General features: G+C 71.1%; 15 protein-coding genes. 8 read left to right on the top strand and 7 right to left on the bottom strand.

Translation table 11 applies throughout. The features are described 5' to 3' along the window. The first annotated feature begins 147 nt into the window (after positions 1-147). Positions 148-2,679, top strand: coding sequence for an FHA domain-containing protein (locus PV343_RS31560; RefSeq protein ID WP_319150459.1), 2,532 nt, complete (start codon positions 148-150; stop codon positions 2,677-2,679). Positions 2,680-2,758: 79 nt separating this feature from the next. Here the strand turns inward: PV343_RS31560 and PV343_RS31555 are convergent, their stop codons facing one another. From PV343_RS31555 to PV343_RS31545, 3 genes are all read right to left on the bottom strand, one after another. Continuing rightward, positions 2,759-3,511, bottom strand: a complete 753-nt coding sequence (locus tag PV343_RS31555; RefSeq protein WP_319150458.1) for a transglycosylase SLT domain-containing protein — start codon at positions 3,509-3,511, stop codon at positions 2,759-2,761. Between the two features lie 327 nt (positions 3,512-3,838). Continuing rightward, entirely contained in the window at positions 3,839-4,894 is a 1,056-nt protein-coding gene (locus PV343_RS31550) for an S-adenosylmethionine:tRNA ribosyltransferase-isomerase (protein ID WP_319150457.1), read from the bottom strand. Next, positions 4,891-5,586, bottom strand: a complete 696-nt coding sequence (locus PV343_RS31545; RefSeq protein ID WP_319150456.1) for an SDR family NAD(P)-dependent oxidoreductase — start codon at positions 5,584-5,586, stop codon at positions 4,891-4,893. Before PV343_RS31545 ends, PV343_RS31550 begins: the two co-directional genes overlap by 4 nt. A 228-nt stretch (positions 5,587-5,814) precedes the next feature. Between PV343_RS31545 and PV343_RS31540 the strand changes: the two genes are divergently transcribed. From PV343_RS31540 to PV343_RS31530, 3 genes are all read left to right on the top strand, one after another. After that, positions 5,815-6,960 (top strand): GAF domain-containing sensor histidine kinase, encoded by a 1,146-nt coding sequence (locus PV343_RS31540; RefSeq protein ID WP_319150455.1) that lies wholly within the window; start codon positions 5,815-5,817, stop codon positions 6,958-6,960. Continuing rightward, positions 6,953-7,594, top strand: a complete 642-nt coding sequence (locus tag PV343_RS31535; protein ID WP_319150454.1) for a response regulator transcription factor — start codon at positions 6,953-6,955, stop codon at positions 7,592-7,594. The genes PV343_RS31540 and PV343_RS31535 overlap by 8 nt, the downstream gene beginning before the upstream one ends. A gap of 171 nt (positions 7,595-7,765) precedes the next feature. Continuing rightward, a complete protein-coding gene (locus PV343_RS31530) occupies positions 7,766-8,011 on the top strand; it encodes a chaplin (RefSeq protein ID WP_319150453.1) in 246 nt (81 codons plus the stop codon). 117 nt (positions 8,012-8,128) lie between these two features. Here the strand turns inward: PV343_RS31530 and PV343_RS31525 are convergent, their stop codons facing one another. After that, complete coding sequence (locus tag PV343_RS31525) at positions 8,129-8,917, bottom strand: hypothetical protein (RefSeq protein ID WP_319150452.1); 789 nt, start codon at positions 8,915-8,917, stop codon at positions 8,129-8,131. Positions 8,918-9,066: 149 nt separating this feature from the next. On the opposite strand from PV343_RS31525, the gene PV343_RS31520 reads away from it, so the two are divergent. The 3 genes from PV343_RS31520 (at position 9,067) to PV343_RS31510 (ending at position 11,444) form a co-directional block, all read left to right on the top strand. Beyond that, positions 9,067-9,864 carry an ABC transporter ATP-binding protein gene (locus tag PV343_RS31520; protein WP_020939162.1) on the top strand — a complete coding sequence of 266 codons (798 nt, stop codon included), beginning with the start codon at positions 9,067-9,069 and terminating at the stop codon, positions 9,862-9,864. 71 nt (positions 9,865-9,935) lie between these two features. Further along, positions 9,936-10,367, top strand: coding sequence for an NfeD family protein (locus PV343_RS31515; protein ID WP_319150451.1), 432 nt, complete (start codon positions 9,936-9,938; stop codon positions 10,365-10,367). 111 nt (positions 10,368-10,478) lie between these two features. Further along, positions 10,479-11,444: an SPFH domain-containing protein gene (locus PV343_RS31510; RefSeq protein ID WP_317442555.1), complete on the top strand. Its 966-nt coding sequence runs from the start codon at positions 10,479-10,481 to the stop codon at positions 11,442-11,444. Between the two features lie 70 nt (positions 11,445-11,514). Here the strand turns inward: PV343_RS31510 and PV343_RS31505 are convergent, their stop codons facing one another. From PV343_RS31505 to PV343_RS31495, 3 genes are all read right to left on the bottom strand, one after another. Continuing rightward, positions 11,515-12,021 carry an HNH endonuclease gene (locus PV343_RS31505; RefSeq protein WP_319150450.1) on the bottom strand — a complete coding sequence of 169 codons (507 nt, stop codon included), beginning with the start codon at positions 12,019-12,021 and terminating at the stop codon, positions 11,515-11,517. A gap of 166 nt (positions 12,022-12,187) precedes the next feature. Beyond that, positions 12,188-12,727, bottom strand: a complete 540-nt coding sequence (locus PV343_RS31500; RefSeq protein ID WP_319150449.1) for a YbhB/YbcL family Raf kinase inhibitor-like protein — start codon at positions 12,725-12,727, stop codon at positions 12,188-12,190. Positions 12,728-12,767: 40 nt separating this feature from the next. Further along, on the bottom strand, positions 12,768-13,550 hold the full coding sequence (locus tag PV343_RS31495; protein WP_133922391.1) for a sporulation protein: 783 nt from the start codon (positions 13,548-13,550) through the stop codon (positions 12,768-12,770). A gap of 100 nt (positions 13,551-13,650) precedes the next feature. On the opposite strand from PV343_RS31495, the gene PV343_RS31490 reads away from it, so the two are divergent. Continuing rightward, the gene (locus PV343_RS31490) at positions 13,651-14,301 is read left to right on the top strand and encodes a DNA-3-methyladenine glycosylase (protein ID WP_319150448.1); all 651 of its coding nucleotides are present in this window, start codon (positions 13,651-13,653) and stop codon (positions 14,299-14,301) included. Positions 14,302-14,677: the final 376 nt, after the last annotated feature.

Below are 14,677 nucleotides of genomic sequence, written 5' to 3'. Positions count from 1 at the left end.
CGGGGCGAGTTGATGCGCGCACCGCGCCGCGCGCAAGGCCCGGCTTTCGGTCATGGGGCCGAGCCTGAAATAGTTCCCCACGATGTTCGACATCCCTAGACTCCCTGTGATGGGGGAAATTCGGGGGACAACTCAGTGGGGCATGGAGTGCCGGAACTCGTACTGGAATCAAACGGACGGACCTGGACGCTCGATGCGTCCAGGCCCTACACCCTCGGCCGCGATCCGCAGGGTGACATCGTCTTCGACGACGCCAGGGTCTCCTGGCGCCACGCCACGGTCAGCTTCGACGGCCGCAGTTGGGTCATCGAGGACCACGGCAGCACCAACGGCACCTTCGTGCAGGGCCAGCGGATCCACCGCATGGAGATCGGCCCCGGCTCGGCGGTGTACCTGGGCAACGCGACCGACGGCCCGCGGCTGAACCTCGCCGGCGCCACGGCCGCCCAGCCGCAGCAGCAGGCCGCGCCGTACGCCGCCCAGGGGGCGGGGGCGGGCTGGGCGCAGCAGGCGCCGCAGCAGTCCGCGCCGCAGGCCGACTGGCAACAGCCGCAGCAGGCCGCGCCGTTCCCGCAGCAGCAGAGCGCCCCGCCGGAGCAGTACGCGCAGAAGACGCCCGGTGGTGGCGCGGGGGCGCCGCCGGTCTACGGCGACCGCAGCCCGACCACGTTCCACCAGTTCTCGCTCGACCGCGTGATGCGCATCGGCCGTGCCCTGGAGAACGAGCTGGTCGTCTCCGACCTTCAGGTCTCGCGGCACCACGCCGAGTTCCACGCCACGCCCGACGGCCGGTTCGAGATCCGTGACCTGGGCTCGCACAACGGCACGTACGTCAACGGTATGCCGATCGCCAAGGGCGGTACGGCGCTGCTCGGCCCGAACGACATCGTCGGCGTCGGCCACTCCACCTTCCGCATCGTCGGCGACCGCCTCGAGGAGTTCGTCGACACCGGTGAGGTCTCCTTCTCGGCGCGCCATCTGACCGTCACGGTCGACGGCGGCAAGCAGATCCTCAAGGACGTCTCCTTCGGCGTCCCGGAGAAGTCCCTGATCGCGGTGATCGGCCCGTCGGGATCCGGCAAGTCGACCCTGCTCAAGGCGCTGACCGGCTACCGGCCCGCCAACCAGGGCGAGGTGCTGTACGACAACCGGAACCTGTACAAGCAGTTCGCCGAGCTGCGTCAGCGCATCGGTCTGGTCCCGCAGGACGACATCCTGCACAAGGAGCTGACCGTCAAGAAGGCGCTGAAGTACGCGGCCAAGCTGCGCTTCCCCGCCGACACCACGGCCGCCGAGCGCGACGCCCGCATAGACGAGGTGCTGCGCGAGCTGAAGCTGGACATCCACAAGGACAAGAAGGTCACGTCCCTGTCCGGTGGCCAGCGCAAGCGTGTCTCGGTGGCGCTGGAGCTGCTCACCAAGCCGTCGCTGATCTTCCTGGACGAGCCGACCTCCGGTCTGGACCCGGGCATGGACCGTGACGTCATGCAGCTGCTGCGCGGCCTCGCCGACGACGGCCGCACGGTCCTCGTGGTGACCCACTCCGTGGCCGAGCTGGCGATCTGCGACAAGCTCCTGGTGATGGCGCCGGGCGGTGCGGTGGCCTACTTCGGCCCGCCGGAGGAGGCGCTGAACTTCTTCGGCTACGACAGCTGGGCCGACGTCTTCTCCGCCTTCGAGAACTACCGCGACTACGACTGGGCGGGCCGCTGGAAGGGCTCGCAGCACTACCAGATGTACGCCGCGGACATCGACGCGGTCGCCCCGCAGTCCGTACACATGCCGCCGCCGCAGGCCATCAAGCCGCCCAAGCCGCAGGGCTGGGGCTCGCAGCTGATGACCCTGATCCGGCGCTACGTGGCGGTCATCGCCTCGGACAAGGGCTTCCTCGCCCTGACGGTGATCCTGCCCGCCGTGCTCGGCGCGGTCAGTCTGCTGATCGACAGTGACAAGGGGCTGCTGGTCAACGAGGCGGTCAACCCGAAGACCGGGCTGCACGTGCCCAACGGCACCGCCACCACCGTCCTGCTGATCCTCGCCGTCGGCGCGTGCTTCGCGGGTGCCGCGAACTCCGTCCGTGAGCTGATCAAGGAACGGGTCATCTACGAGCGGGAGCGCGCGACCGGCCTGTCCCGCTCGGCGTACCTGATGTCCAAGGTGGTCGTGCTCGGTGCCGTCACGGTGCTGCAGGGCCTGATGGTCGGCCTGATCGGCTTCTCCAGCCGGGAGATCCCCGAGGAGGGGGTCGTCCTCGGTCACTCGACGCTGCTGGAGCTGTGCCTGCCGGTCATGGCGCTCGGCTTCACCTCGATGATGTTCGGCCTGGTGATCTCCTCACTGGTGAAGACCGCCGAGAAGACCATGCCGCTGCTGGTCATGTTCGCGATCATCCAGGTCGTGTTCACCGGCTGCCTCTTCACCCTGCACGGCACCCCGGGCGTCAACGAGTTCTCGTACCTGATGCCGTCCCGCTGGGCGGTGGCCGCCGCGGGCGCCACGCTGGACTTCAACAACATCGCCCCGAACACCGACGACCCGACCAGCACCGACCCGCTGTGGAACCACACGGCGGGGGCCTGGAGCCTGGACATGATCGCCCTGATCGTCCTCGGTGTGGTCTGCGGCTTCTTCGTCGCCCGCTTCCTGCGCCGGCACGAGCCGGAGGTCATGAGGAAGTAACCGCGGCCGGACACGCGAAGGGCGGCACCCCCGAGGGGGTGCCGCCCTTTCCGCGTCGTGTCAGAGGTCCGCGCCGACCTCAGTACGCGCTGTTCACGTTGTCGATCGAGCCGTACTTGTCGGCCGCGTAGTTGGCGGCGGCGGTGATGTTGGCGACCGGGTCGTAGATGTTCCACGAGGTGCCGGCGACGTGGTACGCGTTGAAGGTCGGCGGGATGACCTGGAGCAGACCCTTGGACGGGATGCCGTTGATCGCGTTGATGTCCCAGTCGTTGATGGCACGGGGGTTGCCGGAGGACTCGCGCATGATGTTCTTGTGCAGGCCGTGGTAGCTGCCCGGGATGCCCTTGGCGCGCATGATGTCCAGGGACTGCCGGATCCAGCCGTCCAGGTTGTTGGCGTACGTTTTGGCGGCGACGAGCTGGACCTGCGGGCGCTGCGCGGAGCGGTTCGCGGACGCCTGGGCGGCGCGGTCCTGCGCGGCCTTGCGGGCGGCGGCGTCGGCGGCCTTCTTCTTCGCGTCGGCCGCGGCCTGCTTCTTGGCGGCGGCGTCGGCCGCGGCCTTCTTCTGCGCGGCCAGGGTGTCGAGCTTGACGGTCTCGCCGGCGAGCTGGTCGGTCAGCGCGCCCTTGACGTTCTTCACCTGCGGGGCGGCGGCGACCTGTGCGGACGCGGCGGCCGGTGCGCCGGTGGTGACCGTGTCGGCGTTGCCGGGGACGGCCGAGAAGGCGAGGGCGGCGACGCCGAGCGTGCCGACACCGGCGAGGGCGATCTTCTGCTGCTGCTTGGTCAGCGTGCGACTGAGACGGCTACTGAGGATGTTCTTGGGCATGGCTGATGGACCTCTTCGTTCGGGCGCGGAGGTCGCTCTGCGTCCGCCGGGGGAATCGGTTCCTCCCACACGAACGCCGCGGGATGGAAACCCACGGCGCTGAGCGACGGAAGCAATTCTTAGCGGGCGCAAAATGCCCAGGCAAAGGTGTGACGTACGATCCGGGATAGTGGATCAGGGAGGGGCAAAACGGGACAGACTAGGCCGTCTGTCCCGTTCATATGGGCGTGTTTATCTCCTATGCCCTTTCGTACGTGATGTGGGCCCTATGCGCGGGCTCACACGGGCGGCGCGGGTCTCTCACAAGGAGTTGCCGCCGCAATGCTCTCAGTGAGCCGCCTCGGCGGGGAGGATGAGATGCACGTCGCCGAACTCGTGCCACAGATAGCGCCCCCGCAGCGCCTCCGCGTAGGCACGCTCGACCGCGGCCCGCCCCGCCACCGCCTCCAGCATCAGCAGATGCGAGGCCTCCGGCTCGTGCAGCCCGGTCAGCAGCCCGTCGACCACCCGCACCCCCCGCCCGGGCGTCACCACCAGATCCGTCCACCCCCGGGCCGCGCGCAGCGCGCCGTCCGGCCCCGCGGCCGACTCCAGGGCCCGCACCGCCGTCGTCCCCACCGCGATCACCCGGCCGCCGCCCGCCCGCGCCGCCTCGACCGCACGCGCCGACGCCTCCGGCACCGCGAACCGCTCCGGGTACGGGGGCTCGTGCGCCTCCATCGACGCCACCCCCGTGTGCAGCCTGACCGGCGCGAACTGCACCCCCCGGCTCACCAGCTCGGTCACCAGGCGCGCCGTGAAGGGCCGCGCCGCGCTCGGCATCTCCGCGCTGCCCGCCCCGTCCGCCGAGGGCAGCGCGAACACCGTCTGGTACACCGGCAGCGGCTGGTCCCGCTCCGTGTAGGAGTAGCGGATGGGCCGCCCGTGCACCCGCAGCGCCTGGCGGACGTCCCCGGCCGCCCGGGCCCACCACAGCCGCTCCCCACGCGCGCTCAGCGGCTCCTCCAGCACCAGCGCCCCCGCTCCGGGCAGCACCACCTCCGTCCCCGCACGCGTACCCGTCCGCGCGCGCGTGGTGCCCGTTCCGTCCGGCTCACGCAGCTCGACCGCCCACCGGCCGTCGTCACCGCGCGTGGAGAAGTGCACCACCACGCGCGCGTGCCCGATCCGTCCGTCCACGGCGGCGGCCAGCGTGGGCGAGGTGTTCACCACCAGCAGGTCCCCCGCCCGCAGCAGTCGCGGCAGCTCGGCGAACGCGTGATGCGTCACCTCCGTACCGTGCGACACCAGCAGCCGCACGGAGTCCCGGTCCAGACCCGGCCCGCGCTGCTCGGCAGGCACCCGCGCGGACAGCTCCTCCGGCACCCGCACCGCCGTGCTCATCGCCCCACCGCCGGCGCCGGCGCCGCGTACCGCCCGCTCGCCGGACGTTCGTCCAGCAGCCGCAGGAACGCCGGCACGACGTCGACGGGCGCCGGACGCGGATCGTCGTCACCGGGCACCGCGGCCGCGTACAGCTCCGTCGCCATGTCCCCGGGGTCCACCGCCCACACCCGCAGGGCCGGCTCCTCGGCGCCGAGCACGGCCGCGAGCTGGTCCAGGGCCGCCTTCGAGGCCCCGTAGCCGCCCCACGTCCCGTACGCCTCCACCGCCGCGTCCGAACTCACCGCGATCACCGTGCCCGCCGGCGACTCCCGCAGCAGCGGCAGCGCCTCCTGGACCAGGCCGAGCGCCGCCACCACGTTCACCTCCAGCGCCCGCCGCAACCCGTCCGGGGGCAGCTCGGCGAGCCGCACCAGCGGCTCGGCGCCCAGCGCGCTCGCGTTGCTCACCACCAGGTCGGCCCCGCCCAGCCGGCGCGCCGCCGCCACCAGGCCGGCCCGGTGCCCCGGGTCCGTGACGTCCCCGGGCAGCGCCGCCACCCGCACGCCCCGCGCCTCGACCGCCTCCGCGGCCTCCCGGAGCGGTCCCGCGCCCCGGGCGTCGAGCACCAGATCCCACCCCCGGGCGGCCAGCGCCTCGGCGAGCGCCCGCCCCAGCCCCCTGGACGCCCCTGTGATGATCGCTACCGGCATGACATCCGTCCCCTCGTCACTGGCCGCCCCCGCCGGGCGGTGATCACAACTTAGGAACGGCCGCACCGCCGCCGCCTCGGCCGCGGGACGCAACACGGCGGGGCCCTTCGGCGTAGACCGCACGCCCGGGGACGCCCGACCTAGCCCCCAGGACCTAGGCCGATGGGACCGGACCCGCCCCCCGCCGGCCCGATCCGCGCCGTCACACCCCGCCGGTACCGTGAGGTCATGAGTCAAGGCCCCCGGTCCGGCCTCGCCGCGGTCAGTGCCGCGCTGCTGGCCATGAGCAGGCACCTCGAGGTGCGCGACGTCCTCAAGACGATCGTCGCCTCCGCCCGCGAACTGCTCGACGCGCAGTACGCCGCCCTCGGGGTCCCCGACGACCACGGCGGCTTCGCCCAGTTCGTCGTCGACGGCGTCAGCGACGACCAGTGGAAGGCCATCGGACCGCTGCCCCGCCAGCACGGCATCCTCGCCGCGATGCTGCGCGAGGCCCGGCCCGAGCGCCTGGCCGACGTGCGCAAGGACCCGCGCTTCGAGGGCTGGCCGTCCGCCCACCCGGACATGTCCGATTTCCTGGGCCTGCCCGTCAAGGACGGCGACGAGGTCATCGGCGCCCTGTTCCTGGCCAACAAGAACTGCCCCAGGCCCACCGGCGGCTGCGGCTTCACCGAGGAGGACGAGGAACTCCTCGCCCTGCTCGCCCAGCACGCCGCCATCGCCCTCACCAACGCCCGCCTCTACGAACGCAGCCGCGAGCTGACCATCGCCGAGGAACGCTCCCGCCTCGCCCACGAGCTGCACGACGCGGTCAGCCAGAAACTCTTCTCCCTGCGCCTGACCGCCCAGGCCGCGACCGCTCTGGTCGACCGCGACCCGGCCCGCGCCAAGGACGAGCTGCACCAGGTCGCCGCGCTCGCCGCCGAGGCGGCCGACGAACTGCGCGCCGCCGTCGTCGAGCTGCGCCCCGCCGCCCTGGACGAGGACGGCCTGATCGCCACCCTGCGCACCCAGATCCAGGTCCTCGACCGCGCCCACACCGCGCGCGTGACCTTCGCCTGCGACGGCTTCCGCGCCCTGCCCGCCGCCCAGGAGGAGGCCCTGCTGCGGGTGGCCCAGGAGGCCCTGCACAACGCGCTGCGCCACTCCGGCGGCGACCACGTCGACGTGACCGTGGACCGGCGCGGCGGCGGCGCCGTCCTGCGCGTCACCGACGACGGCCGCGGCTTCGACCCCAGGTCGGTCCGCCGCGCCGGACGCCACCTGGGCCTGGTCTCGATGCGGGACCGCGCCGACGGCGTCGGCGGCAAGCTGACCGTGGAATCGGCGCCCGGCAAGGGCACCACGATCGAGATGGAGGTCCCCGGTGGCTGACCGGATCAAGGTGCTGATCGTCGACGACCACCAGGTCGTCCGCCGGGGTCTGCGCACCTTCCTGGAGGTGCAGGACGACATCGAGGTGGTCGGTGAGGCCGCCGACGGCGCCGAGGGGGTCGCCCGCGCGGAGGAGCTGCGGCCCGACGTCGTCCTCATGGACGTCAAGATGCCGGGCACCGACGGCATCGACGCCCTGCGCAGGCTCCGCGAACTCGACAACCGCGCACGCGTGCTGATCGTCACCAGCTTCACCGAGCAGCGCACGGTCGTCCCGGCCCTGCGCGCGGGCGCCGCCGGGTACGTGTACAAGGACGTGGACCCCGACGCCCTGGCCGGCGCCATCCGCTCCGTGCACGCCGGGCACATCCTGCTCCAGCCGGAGGTGGCCGGCGCCCTGCTCTCCCAGGACGAAATCAACTCCGGTCAGGGCAGAGGGGGTTCGCTCACCGACCGGGAGCGCGAGGTGCTCGGCCTGATAGCCGACGGCCGCTCCAACCGGGAGATCGCCCGAGCCCTCGTGCTGTCCGAGAAGACCGTCAAGACGCACGTCTCCAACATCCTGATGAAGCTCGACCTCGCCGACCGCACCCAGGCCGCCCTGTGGGCCGTCCGCCACGGCGTGACCGGCTGAGACGCCCGTGCCCGACGCCGCGCCGGCGCCGATCCGCGCGGTTCCGCTCCAGGCTGAGATTCATACCGTCGTGGGAATGTCACCCGGATGGCGCATCCTCCGGCGATCCCCGCCGTTCTCCAGTGCGTGCCGCGGTGAACACCGCGGTGAACGTCCAGGAGGGGTTGGAAAGTGAAGAACCTGAAGAAGGCGGCGGCCGTGACGATGGTGGCCGGGGGGCTGATCGCCGCCGGTGCGGGTGCGGCCTCCGCCACGAACGGTGCCTGGGCCGGCGGCGAGGCGCACGGCTCCCCGGGCGTTGTCTCGGGCAACGTCGTCCAGGTCCCCGTGCACGTCCCGGTGAACGTGGTCGGCGACAGCGTCAACGTCATCGGCGCGCTGAACCCGGCCTTCGGCAACCTCGGCGTCAACCACTGACACCGCGGCCACCGAACCCAGGCCTCCCGGGCCCACCGGGAGGCCTGTCGGGTTTCCGGCCGCCGGCGTCGGTGCCGTACATCCGGCACGCGGGTCGGTTCCCGGGTCCGGCGAGGTTCAGCGCACCCCCCGCTCCCGCTCCTCCACGATGGAGTTGTACGCCGCCACCTGCGCCCGCCGTGCCGTCCGCTCCACCGGCCGCAGCGCCTGCGAGCGGGCCGCCATCTCGGAGGCGGTGACCGCGGCCCCGTCCCCGTTGCCGCGGGCGAGGGAGATCAGCAGCCCCACCCGCTGGGCCAGCTCCAGCACCCGCACCGCCCGCGGCGGATAGCCCGGCGCCAGCACCTCACGGCCCCGCTCGGACCGCGCCCGGTACGCGTCGATCGCCGCCTCGGCCACCGGCCCCGACCCGGCGAGATCCAGCTTCGCCAGCACCTCGGTCGCCTCCCGCAGGGCCTCCGCCAGCTCCCGCTCCGCCTCGCCCAGCGACGGCACGTCCGCGGGCGGCGCCTCCCGCACCGGCAGCACCCGCCAGACCACCTCGGCGTGCACATCACCCTCGGGCCCGGCCTCGTACGCCTCCGGAACCAGCCCGAACGCGGCGCCGAAGCAGACCACCGCCTCCTCCGCCGCCAGCGCCCGCGCATTGAACTCCGGCGGCCCGCTCAGCCCCAGCGGATGACCGGGAGCGGGCAGCGCCACCCGCAGACCGGTCACCCCCAGCGCCCGCAGCCGCCCCAGCGCGAGCGTGAGCCCGACCGGCGCCGGCTCACCCGGCAGCCCCTCCACCCGGTGCACCGTGTCCTCGCCCACAATGGCGAGAGCGGCGTCGTCCGGAGAGACAAGTCCGGCCAAAAGGGCGTTTCCCCAAGCGGCGAGGCGTCCTGAACGCGGTTCCGTGAGCATGCCCCCACCCTAAGGACCGGACCGATGGAATGGTGGGGTGCGCTCGTGGCGTAGATTTCATGGGGGCTGCGCCCACCGGCGCGGCGGACCGAGCCACAGGCGTACGCGACAGCCGAGACCGGCACACTGCAAGGGGAGACAACGCGCTCATGAGCGATGTTCTGGAGCTTCAGGACGTATCCGTGGTCCGCGAGGGCCGGGCTCTGGTGGACCAGGTCTCCTGGTCGGTGAAGGAGGGCGAGCGCTGGGTCATCCTCGGCCCCAACGGCGCCGGCAAGACCACCCTCCTGAACGTCGCCTCCAGTTACCTCTACCCCAGCAAGGGCACCGCCACCATCCTCGGCGAGACCCTCGGCACCCCCGGCACCGACGTCTTCGAACTGCGCCCCCGCATCGGCGTCGCCGGCATCGCCCTGGCCGAGAAGCTCCCCAAGCGCCAGACGGTCCTGCAGACGGTCCTCACCGCCGCCTACGGCATGACCGCCGGCTGGCAGGAGGAGTACGAGGACGTCGACGAGCAGCGCGCCCGCGCCTTCCTCGACCGCCTCGGCATGAGCGACTACCTCGACCGCAGGTTCGGCACCCTCTCCGAGGGCGAGCGCAAGCGCACCCTGATCGCCCGCGCCCTGATGACCGACCCCGAGCTGCTCCTGCTCGACGAGCCCGCCGCCGGCCTCGACCTCGGCGGCCGCGAGGACCTCGTCCGCCGCCTCGGCCGGCTCGCCCGCGACCCCATCGCCCCCTCCATGATCATGGTCACCCACCATGTCGAGGAGATCGCCCCCGGCTTCACCCACGTCCTCATGATCCGTCAGGGCAAGGTCCTCGCCGCGGGCCCGATCGAACTCGAACTCTCCTCGCGCAACCTCTCCCTCTGCTTCGGTCTCCCGCTCGTCGTCGAACAGGTCGGCGACCGCTGGACCGCCCAGGGCCTGCCCCTGTCCTGACCCCTCGGGAGCCCTCCCCGCTCCCCTTCGCGCCCTGTCCGCCGCCCGACCGCGGTCCTACCATGACCCCTGTGAACGACATAGACGCATGGGTGTGGTGGCTCGTCGGCGCGGCGGCGCTCGGAATCCCGCTCGTGGTCACCGCGATGCCCGAGTTCGGCATGCTCGCGGTCGGTGCCGTCGCGGCGGCGGTCGCCGCCGGCCTCGGCTTCGACGCTGTGGTCCAGGTCCTCGCGTTCGTCGTCGTCTCCGTCGCCCTCATCGCCGTCGTCCGGCCCATCGCGGCCCGCCACGGCGCCCAGCGCCCCCAACTCGTCACCGGAATCGACGCGTTGAAGGGCAGGCAGGCCGTCGTACTGGAGCGCGTCGACGGCTCCGGCGGCCGCATCAAACTCGCCGGAGAGATCTGGTCGGCCCGCTCCCTCGACAACGCACGCGCCTACGAGGTCGGCCAGGAGGTGGACGTCGTCGACATCGAAGGAGCCACCGCGATCATCATCTGAGGCATCCTGCCCACGAGTTGGGCGGCCGTCTGTCAGACTCGACCAGCAAGATCTTCGGCAACCACGGGTTCCGCCGAAGGCGCCGAGGCGGAGAGGGGTACGGGGTACACGATGGAACCGGTCATCATCGTCCTGGTCATTCTGGTGGTGTTGGTCTTCATCGCCCTGATCAAGACCATCCAGGTCATCCCACAGGCCAGCGCCGCGATCGTCGAGCGCTTCGGCCGCTACACCCGCACGCTCAACGCGGGCCTGAACATCGTGGTGCCGTTCATCGACACCATCCGCAACCGCATCGACCTGCGTGAACAGGTCGTACCCTTCCCGCCCCAGCCGGTGATCACCCAGGACAACCTGGTCGTGAACATCGACACCGTCATCTACTACCAGGTGACCGACGCCCGGGCCGCCACCTACGAGGTGGCCAGCTACATCCAGGCCATCGAGCAGCTCACCGTCACCACGCTGCGCAACATCATCGGCGGCATGGACCTCGAACGCACCCTGACCTCCCGCGAGGAGATCAACGCGGCCCTGCGCGGCGTCCTCGACGAGGCCACCGGCAAGTGGGGCATCCGCGTCAACCGCGTGGAACTCAAGGCCATCGAACCGCCCACCTCGATCCAGGACTCGATGGAGAAGCAGATGCGCGCCGACCGCGACAAGCGCGCGGCGATCCTCACCGCGGAAGGCACCCGCCAGGCGGCCATCCTCACCGCCGAGGGCGAGAAGCAGTCCCAGATCCTGCGCGCCGAAGGTGAGGCCAAGGCCGCCGCACTGCGCGCCGAGGGCGAGGCCCAGGCCGTCCGCACGGTCTTCGAGGCCATCCACGCGGGCGACCCGGACCAGAAGCTCCTGTCCTACCAGTACCTGCAGATGCTCCCGAAGATCGCCGAGGGCGACGCCAACAAGCTCTGGATCGTCCCCAGTGAGATCGGCGACGCCCTCAAGGGCCTGTCCGGAGCGATGGGCAACTTCGGCCCCTTCGGCGGTGGCGGCAACGGCGGCGGCGCCTCCGTCCCGTCCCAGAACAACGGTCCCGGCGGCGAACGCCGCGAGAAGCCGAGCATCGACTAGAGGTCTGCCACTCACCGGTCCCGCTCCGCGCCCCACCGGGGGGCGCGGAGCACCACGAGGTTACGGCCGCTCAGGCCGCGGCCCGGGCGAGCCACTCGGGAAGAGCGGCCATGTCGTCCTGCCCCAGAGCCAACAGCATCGCGTCCGCCGGAGTCGGCTCGAACGGCTCCCGCAGCAGGGCCATCCCCGCCTCCTCCGGAGTGCGGTTCGCCTTGCGGTGGTTGTCCTCCGCGCACGCGGCCACCGTGTTCAGCCACGTGTCCTGCCCACCCTGCGCCCGCGGCACCACGTGGTCCACGGTCGTCGCCCTGCGCCCGCAGTACGCGCATCTGTGCCGGTCCCTGACCAGCACCCCCCGCCTCGACCACGGGGCTTGTCTTCGGAACGGCACCCGTACGTATCTGCAGAGTCTGATCACCCGGGGCGCGGGTATGTCCAGTTCGGCACCGCGCATGCGCAGTTCGGGGTGGGCCTGCTCGACGACGGCCTTGTCCTGCAGGACCAACACGACGGCCCGGTTCAGAGTCACCGTCGACAGCGGCTCGAAGCTCGCGTTCAGTACCAGCGTGTCACGCATCCGGCCCACCTCCCGTGTGCACCGCCCACCCCCCGGCGGGCTCGGATCAACTCTGGACGGGCGCGCCGAGATGGACAACGCAATAAAAAATGCCCGCCTCTGATCACTTCCAAGACCAGAGGCGGGCAAACGTTCAATGAACGTCGGGCCGCGGAACCGCGCCGCGTCAGCCCTGGGCGGGGTTCTCGTACTCGCCGATGAGCTGGGCGCGCGCGATCGCGTGGAACCGCAGGTTGAAGCCGACGACGGCCGGGGAGGCGTCCGCGTCCGGACCCAGCTTCTCCTGGTCCACCGCGTACACCGTGAAGACGTACCGGTGCGGTCCGTCCCCGGGCGGCGGGGCGGCGCCGCCGAAGTCCTTCGACCCGTAGTCGTTGCGCGCGTGCACGGCACCCTCGGGCAGCCCCTTGAACCCCGCGCCGCCCGCACCCGCCGGCAGCTCCGTCACGGAGGCCGGGATGTCGAACAGGACCCAGTGCCAGAACCCGCTGCCGGTCGGCGCGTCGGGGTCGTAGCAGGTCACGGCGAAGCTCTTGGTCTCCGCGGGGAAACCGTCCCACCGCAACTGCGGCGAGGTGTTCCCCTCCGCCTGGACCTGGGCGCTGCCCAGCGTCGCTCCCGGCTCGATGTCCTCACTCGTCACCGTGAACGACGGCACGGGCGGATGGAAGTCGTGGGGGAGCGGCCGCCGCTTGAGCTCGGTCACCTCGGTACCTCCTGATCGTTCTCGTTCAGTGGCTCCGAGCCTAGAACCAGTTCCGCTTGCTGCCGACCTCGGACAGCCACTGGTTGAGGTAAGCCGCCCAGTCGGTCCCGTGGAAGTCGTTCAGACCGACCTGGAAGGAGCGGTAGGTGTCCGAGCCCTCGCTGAACAGACCCGGCTTCTTGTCCATCTCCAGGACGACGTCCATCGCGTGCTCGTCGGCCACGAAGCTCAGCTCGACCTGGTTCAGGCCCCGGTACTGCGACGGCGGGTAGAACTCGATCTCCTGGTAGAACGGCAGCCGCTGGCGCGTACCCCGGATGTGCCCCCGCTCCATGTCCGCGCTCTTGAAGCGGAAGCCCAGCTGGATGAAGCCGTCCAGGATCGCCTTCTGCGCCGGCAGCGGGTGCACGTTGATCGGGTCCAGGTCGCCGGAGTCGATGGCCCGCGCGATCTCCAGCTCGGTCGTCACACCGATGTGCATGCCGCGCAGCGCCTGCCCGTCGATCATCGTGACCGGCGTCTCCCAGGGGATCTCCAGGCCGAACGGCACCGTGTGCACGGCGCCCGCCTGCAGTTCGAAGGCACCGCCGAGCCGCACCTTGGTGAACTCGATGTCCTGCTTGTACTCCTGGTCGCCGCTCTCCACCTCGACCTTGGCCTGCAGGCCCACCGACAGGCCCTCGATGTTCTGGTTGACGGACCCGCCCTGGATCCGCACCTCGCCCTGGACGACCCCGCCGGGCACGACGTTGGACTCGGTCAGCACCGTCTCCACCGACGCCCCACCGGCCCCAAGGCTCGCGAGCAGCTTCTTGAACGCCATGACTCTCCCTTTACGAATGGACCCTCGACCCCTACAAACGCGATCGGGCCACGACCGGTTCCGCCGGGACCGCACCACGTCTGGACTACCCTCGGAGGGCATGATCGCGCCCCCGGACCGTATGCCACTGCCCCGAGAGTTCTTCGACCGCCCCGTACTAGAGGTGGCACCCGACCTCCTCGGCCGCATCCTGGTCCGGACGACCCCCGACGGCCCGATCGCCGTCCGCCTCACGGAGGTGGAGGCGTACGACGGGCCGAACGACCCCGGGTCCCACGCCTACCGCGGCCCCACCGCCCGCAACGCGGTGATGTTCGGTCCGCCCGGACACGTGTACGTCTACTTCACCTATGGCATGTGGCACTGCATGAACCTGGTCTGCGGACCGGAGGGCCGGGCCTGCGCCGTGCTGCTGCGCGCGGGTGAGGTGATCGAGGGGGCCGAACTGGCCCGCAAACGTCGACTTTCGGCCCGCAACGACAAGGAACTGGCCAAGGGGCCGGCCCGTCTGGCCACCGCCCTCGACGTGGGCCGGGCCCTGGACGGCACGGACGCCTGTGCCTCGGGCGAGACAACCCTCAGGGTCCTGACCGGCACTCCCGCTGCCTCCGACCAGGTACGCAACGGTCCGCGCACCGGAGTGGCCGGCGAAGGCGGCGACGGCGAGATCCATCCCTGGCGGTACTGGGTGGCCGACGACCCGACCGTCAGCCCCTATCGGGCCCATGTTCCGAGGCGCCGTCGAAGTTGACTCGACCTTGGAAGGTGCGTAATGTGGCCCGAGCCGCTGAACCGGGTACGGCGATCGCCTGCAGCCGGAGCGGCCAAACCACTACCTAGCTACAACCCCTCAGCGGGGCCGATTGTGGCGCGCCCGCGTGCCCTAATTCGAACTCGCGAGACTCGATTATGAGTTCCCGAGGGACTCCGCTAACGTAGTGAATGTCGAAAGGCCGACGGGCGAAAGCCAAAAGCCCCAGACAATCCCGCCGACCGGGAATCGGACGCCGAAAGGATCTGATAGAGTCGGAAACGCAAGACCGAAGGGAAGCGCCCGGAGGAAAGCCCGAGAGGGTGAGTACAAAGGAAGCGACCGTTCCTTGAGAACTCAACAGCGTGCCAAAAAT

The sequence above is a fragment of the Streptomyces sp. WI03-4A genome (genome assembly GCF_033792105.1).
Taxonomy (GTDB): domain Bacteria; phylum Actinomycetota; class Actinomycetes; order Streptomycetales; family Streptomycetaceae; genus Streptomyces; species Streptomyces collinus_A.
The sequence above is the reverse complement of the archived record's forward strand: the minus strand, read 5'-3'. Positions and strand labels throughout refer to the sequence as shown.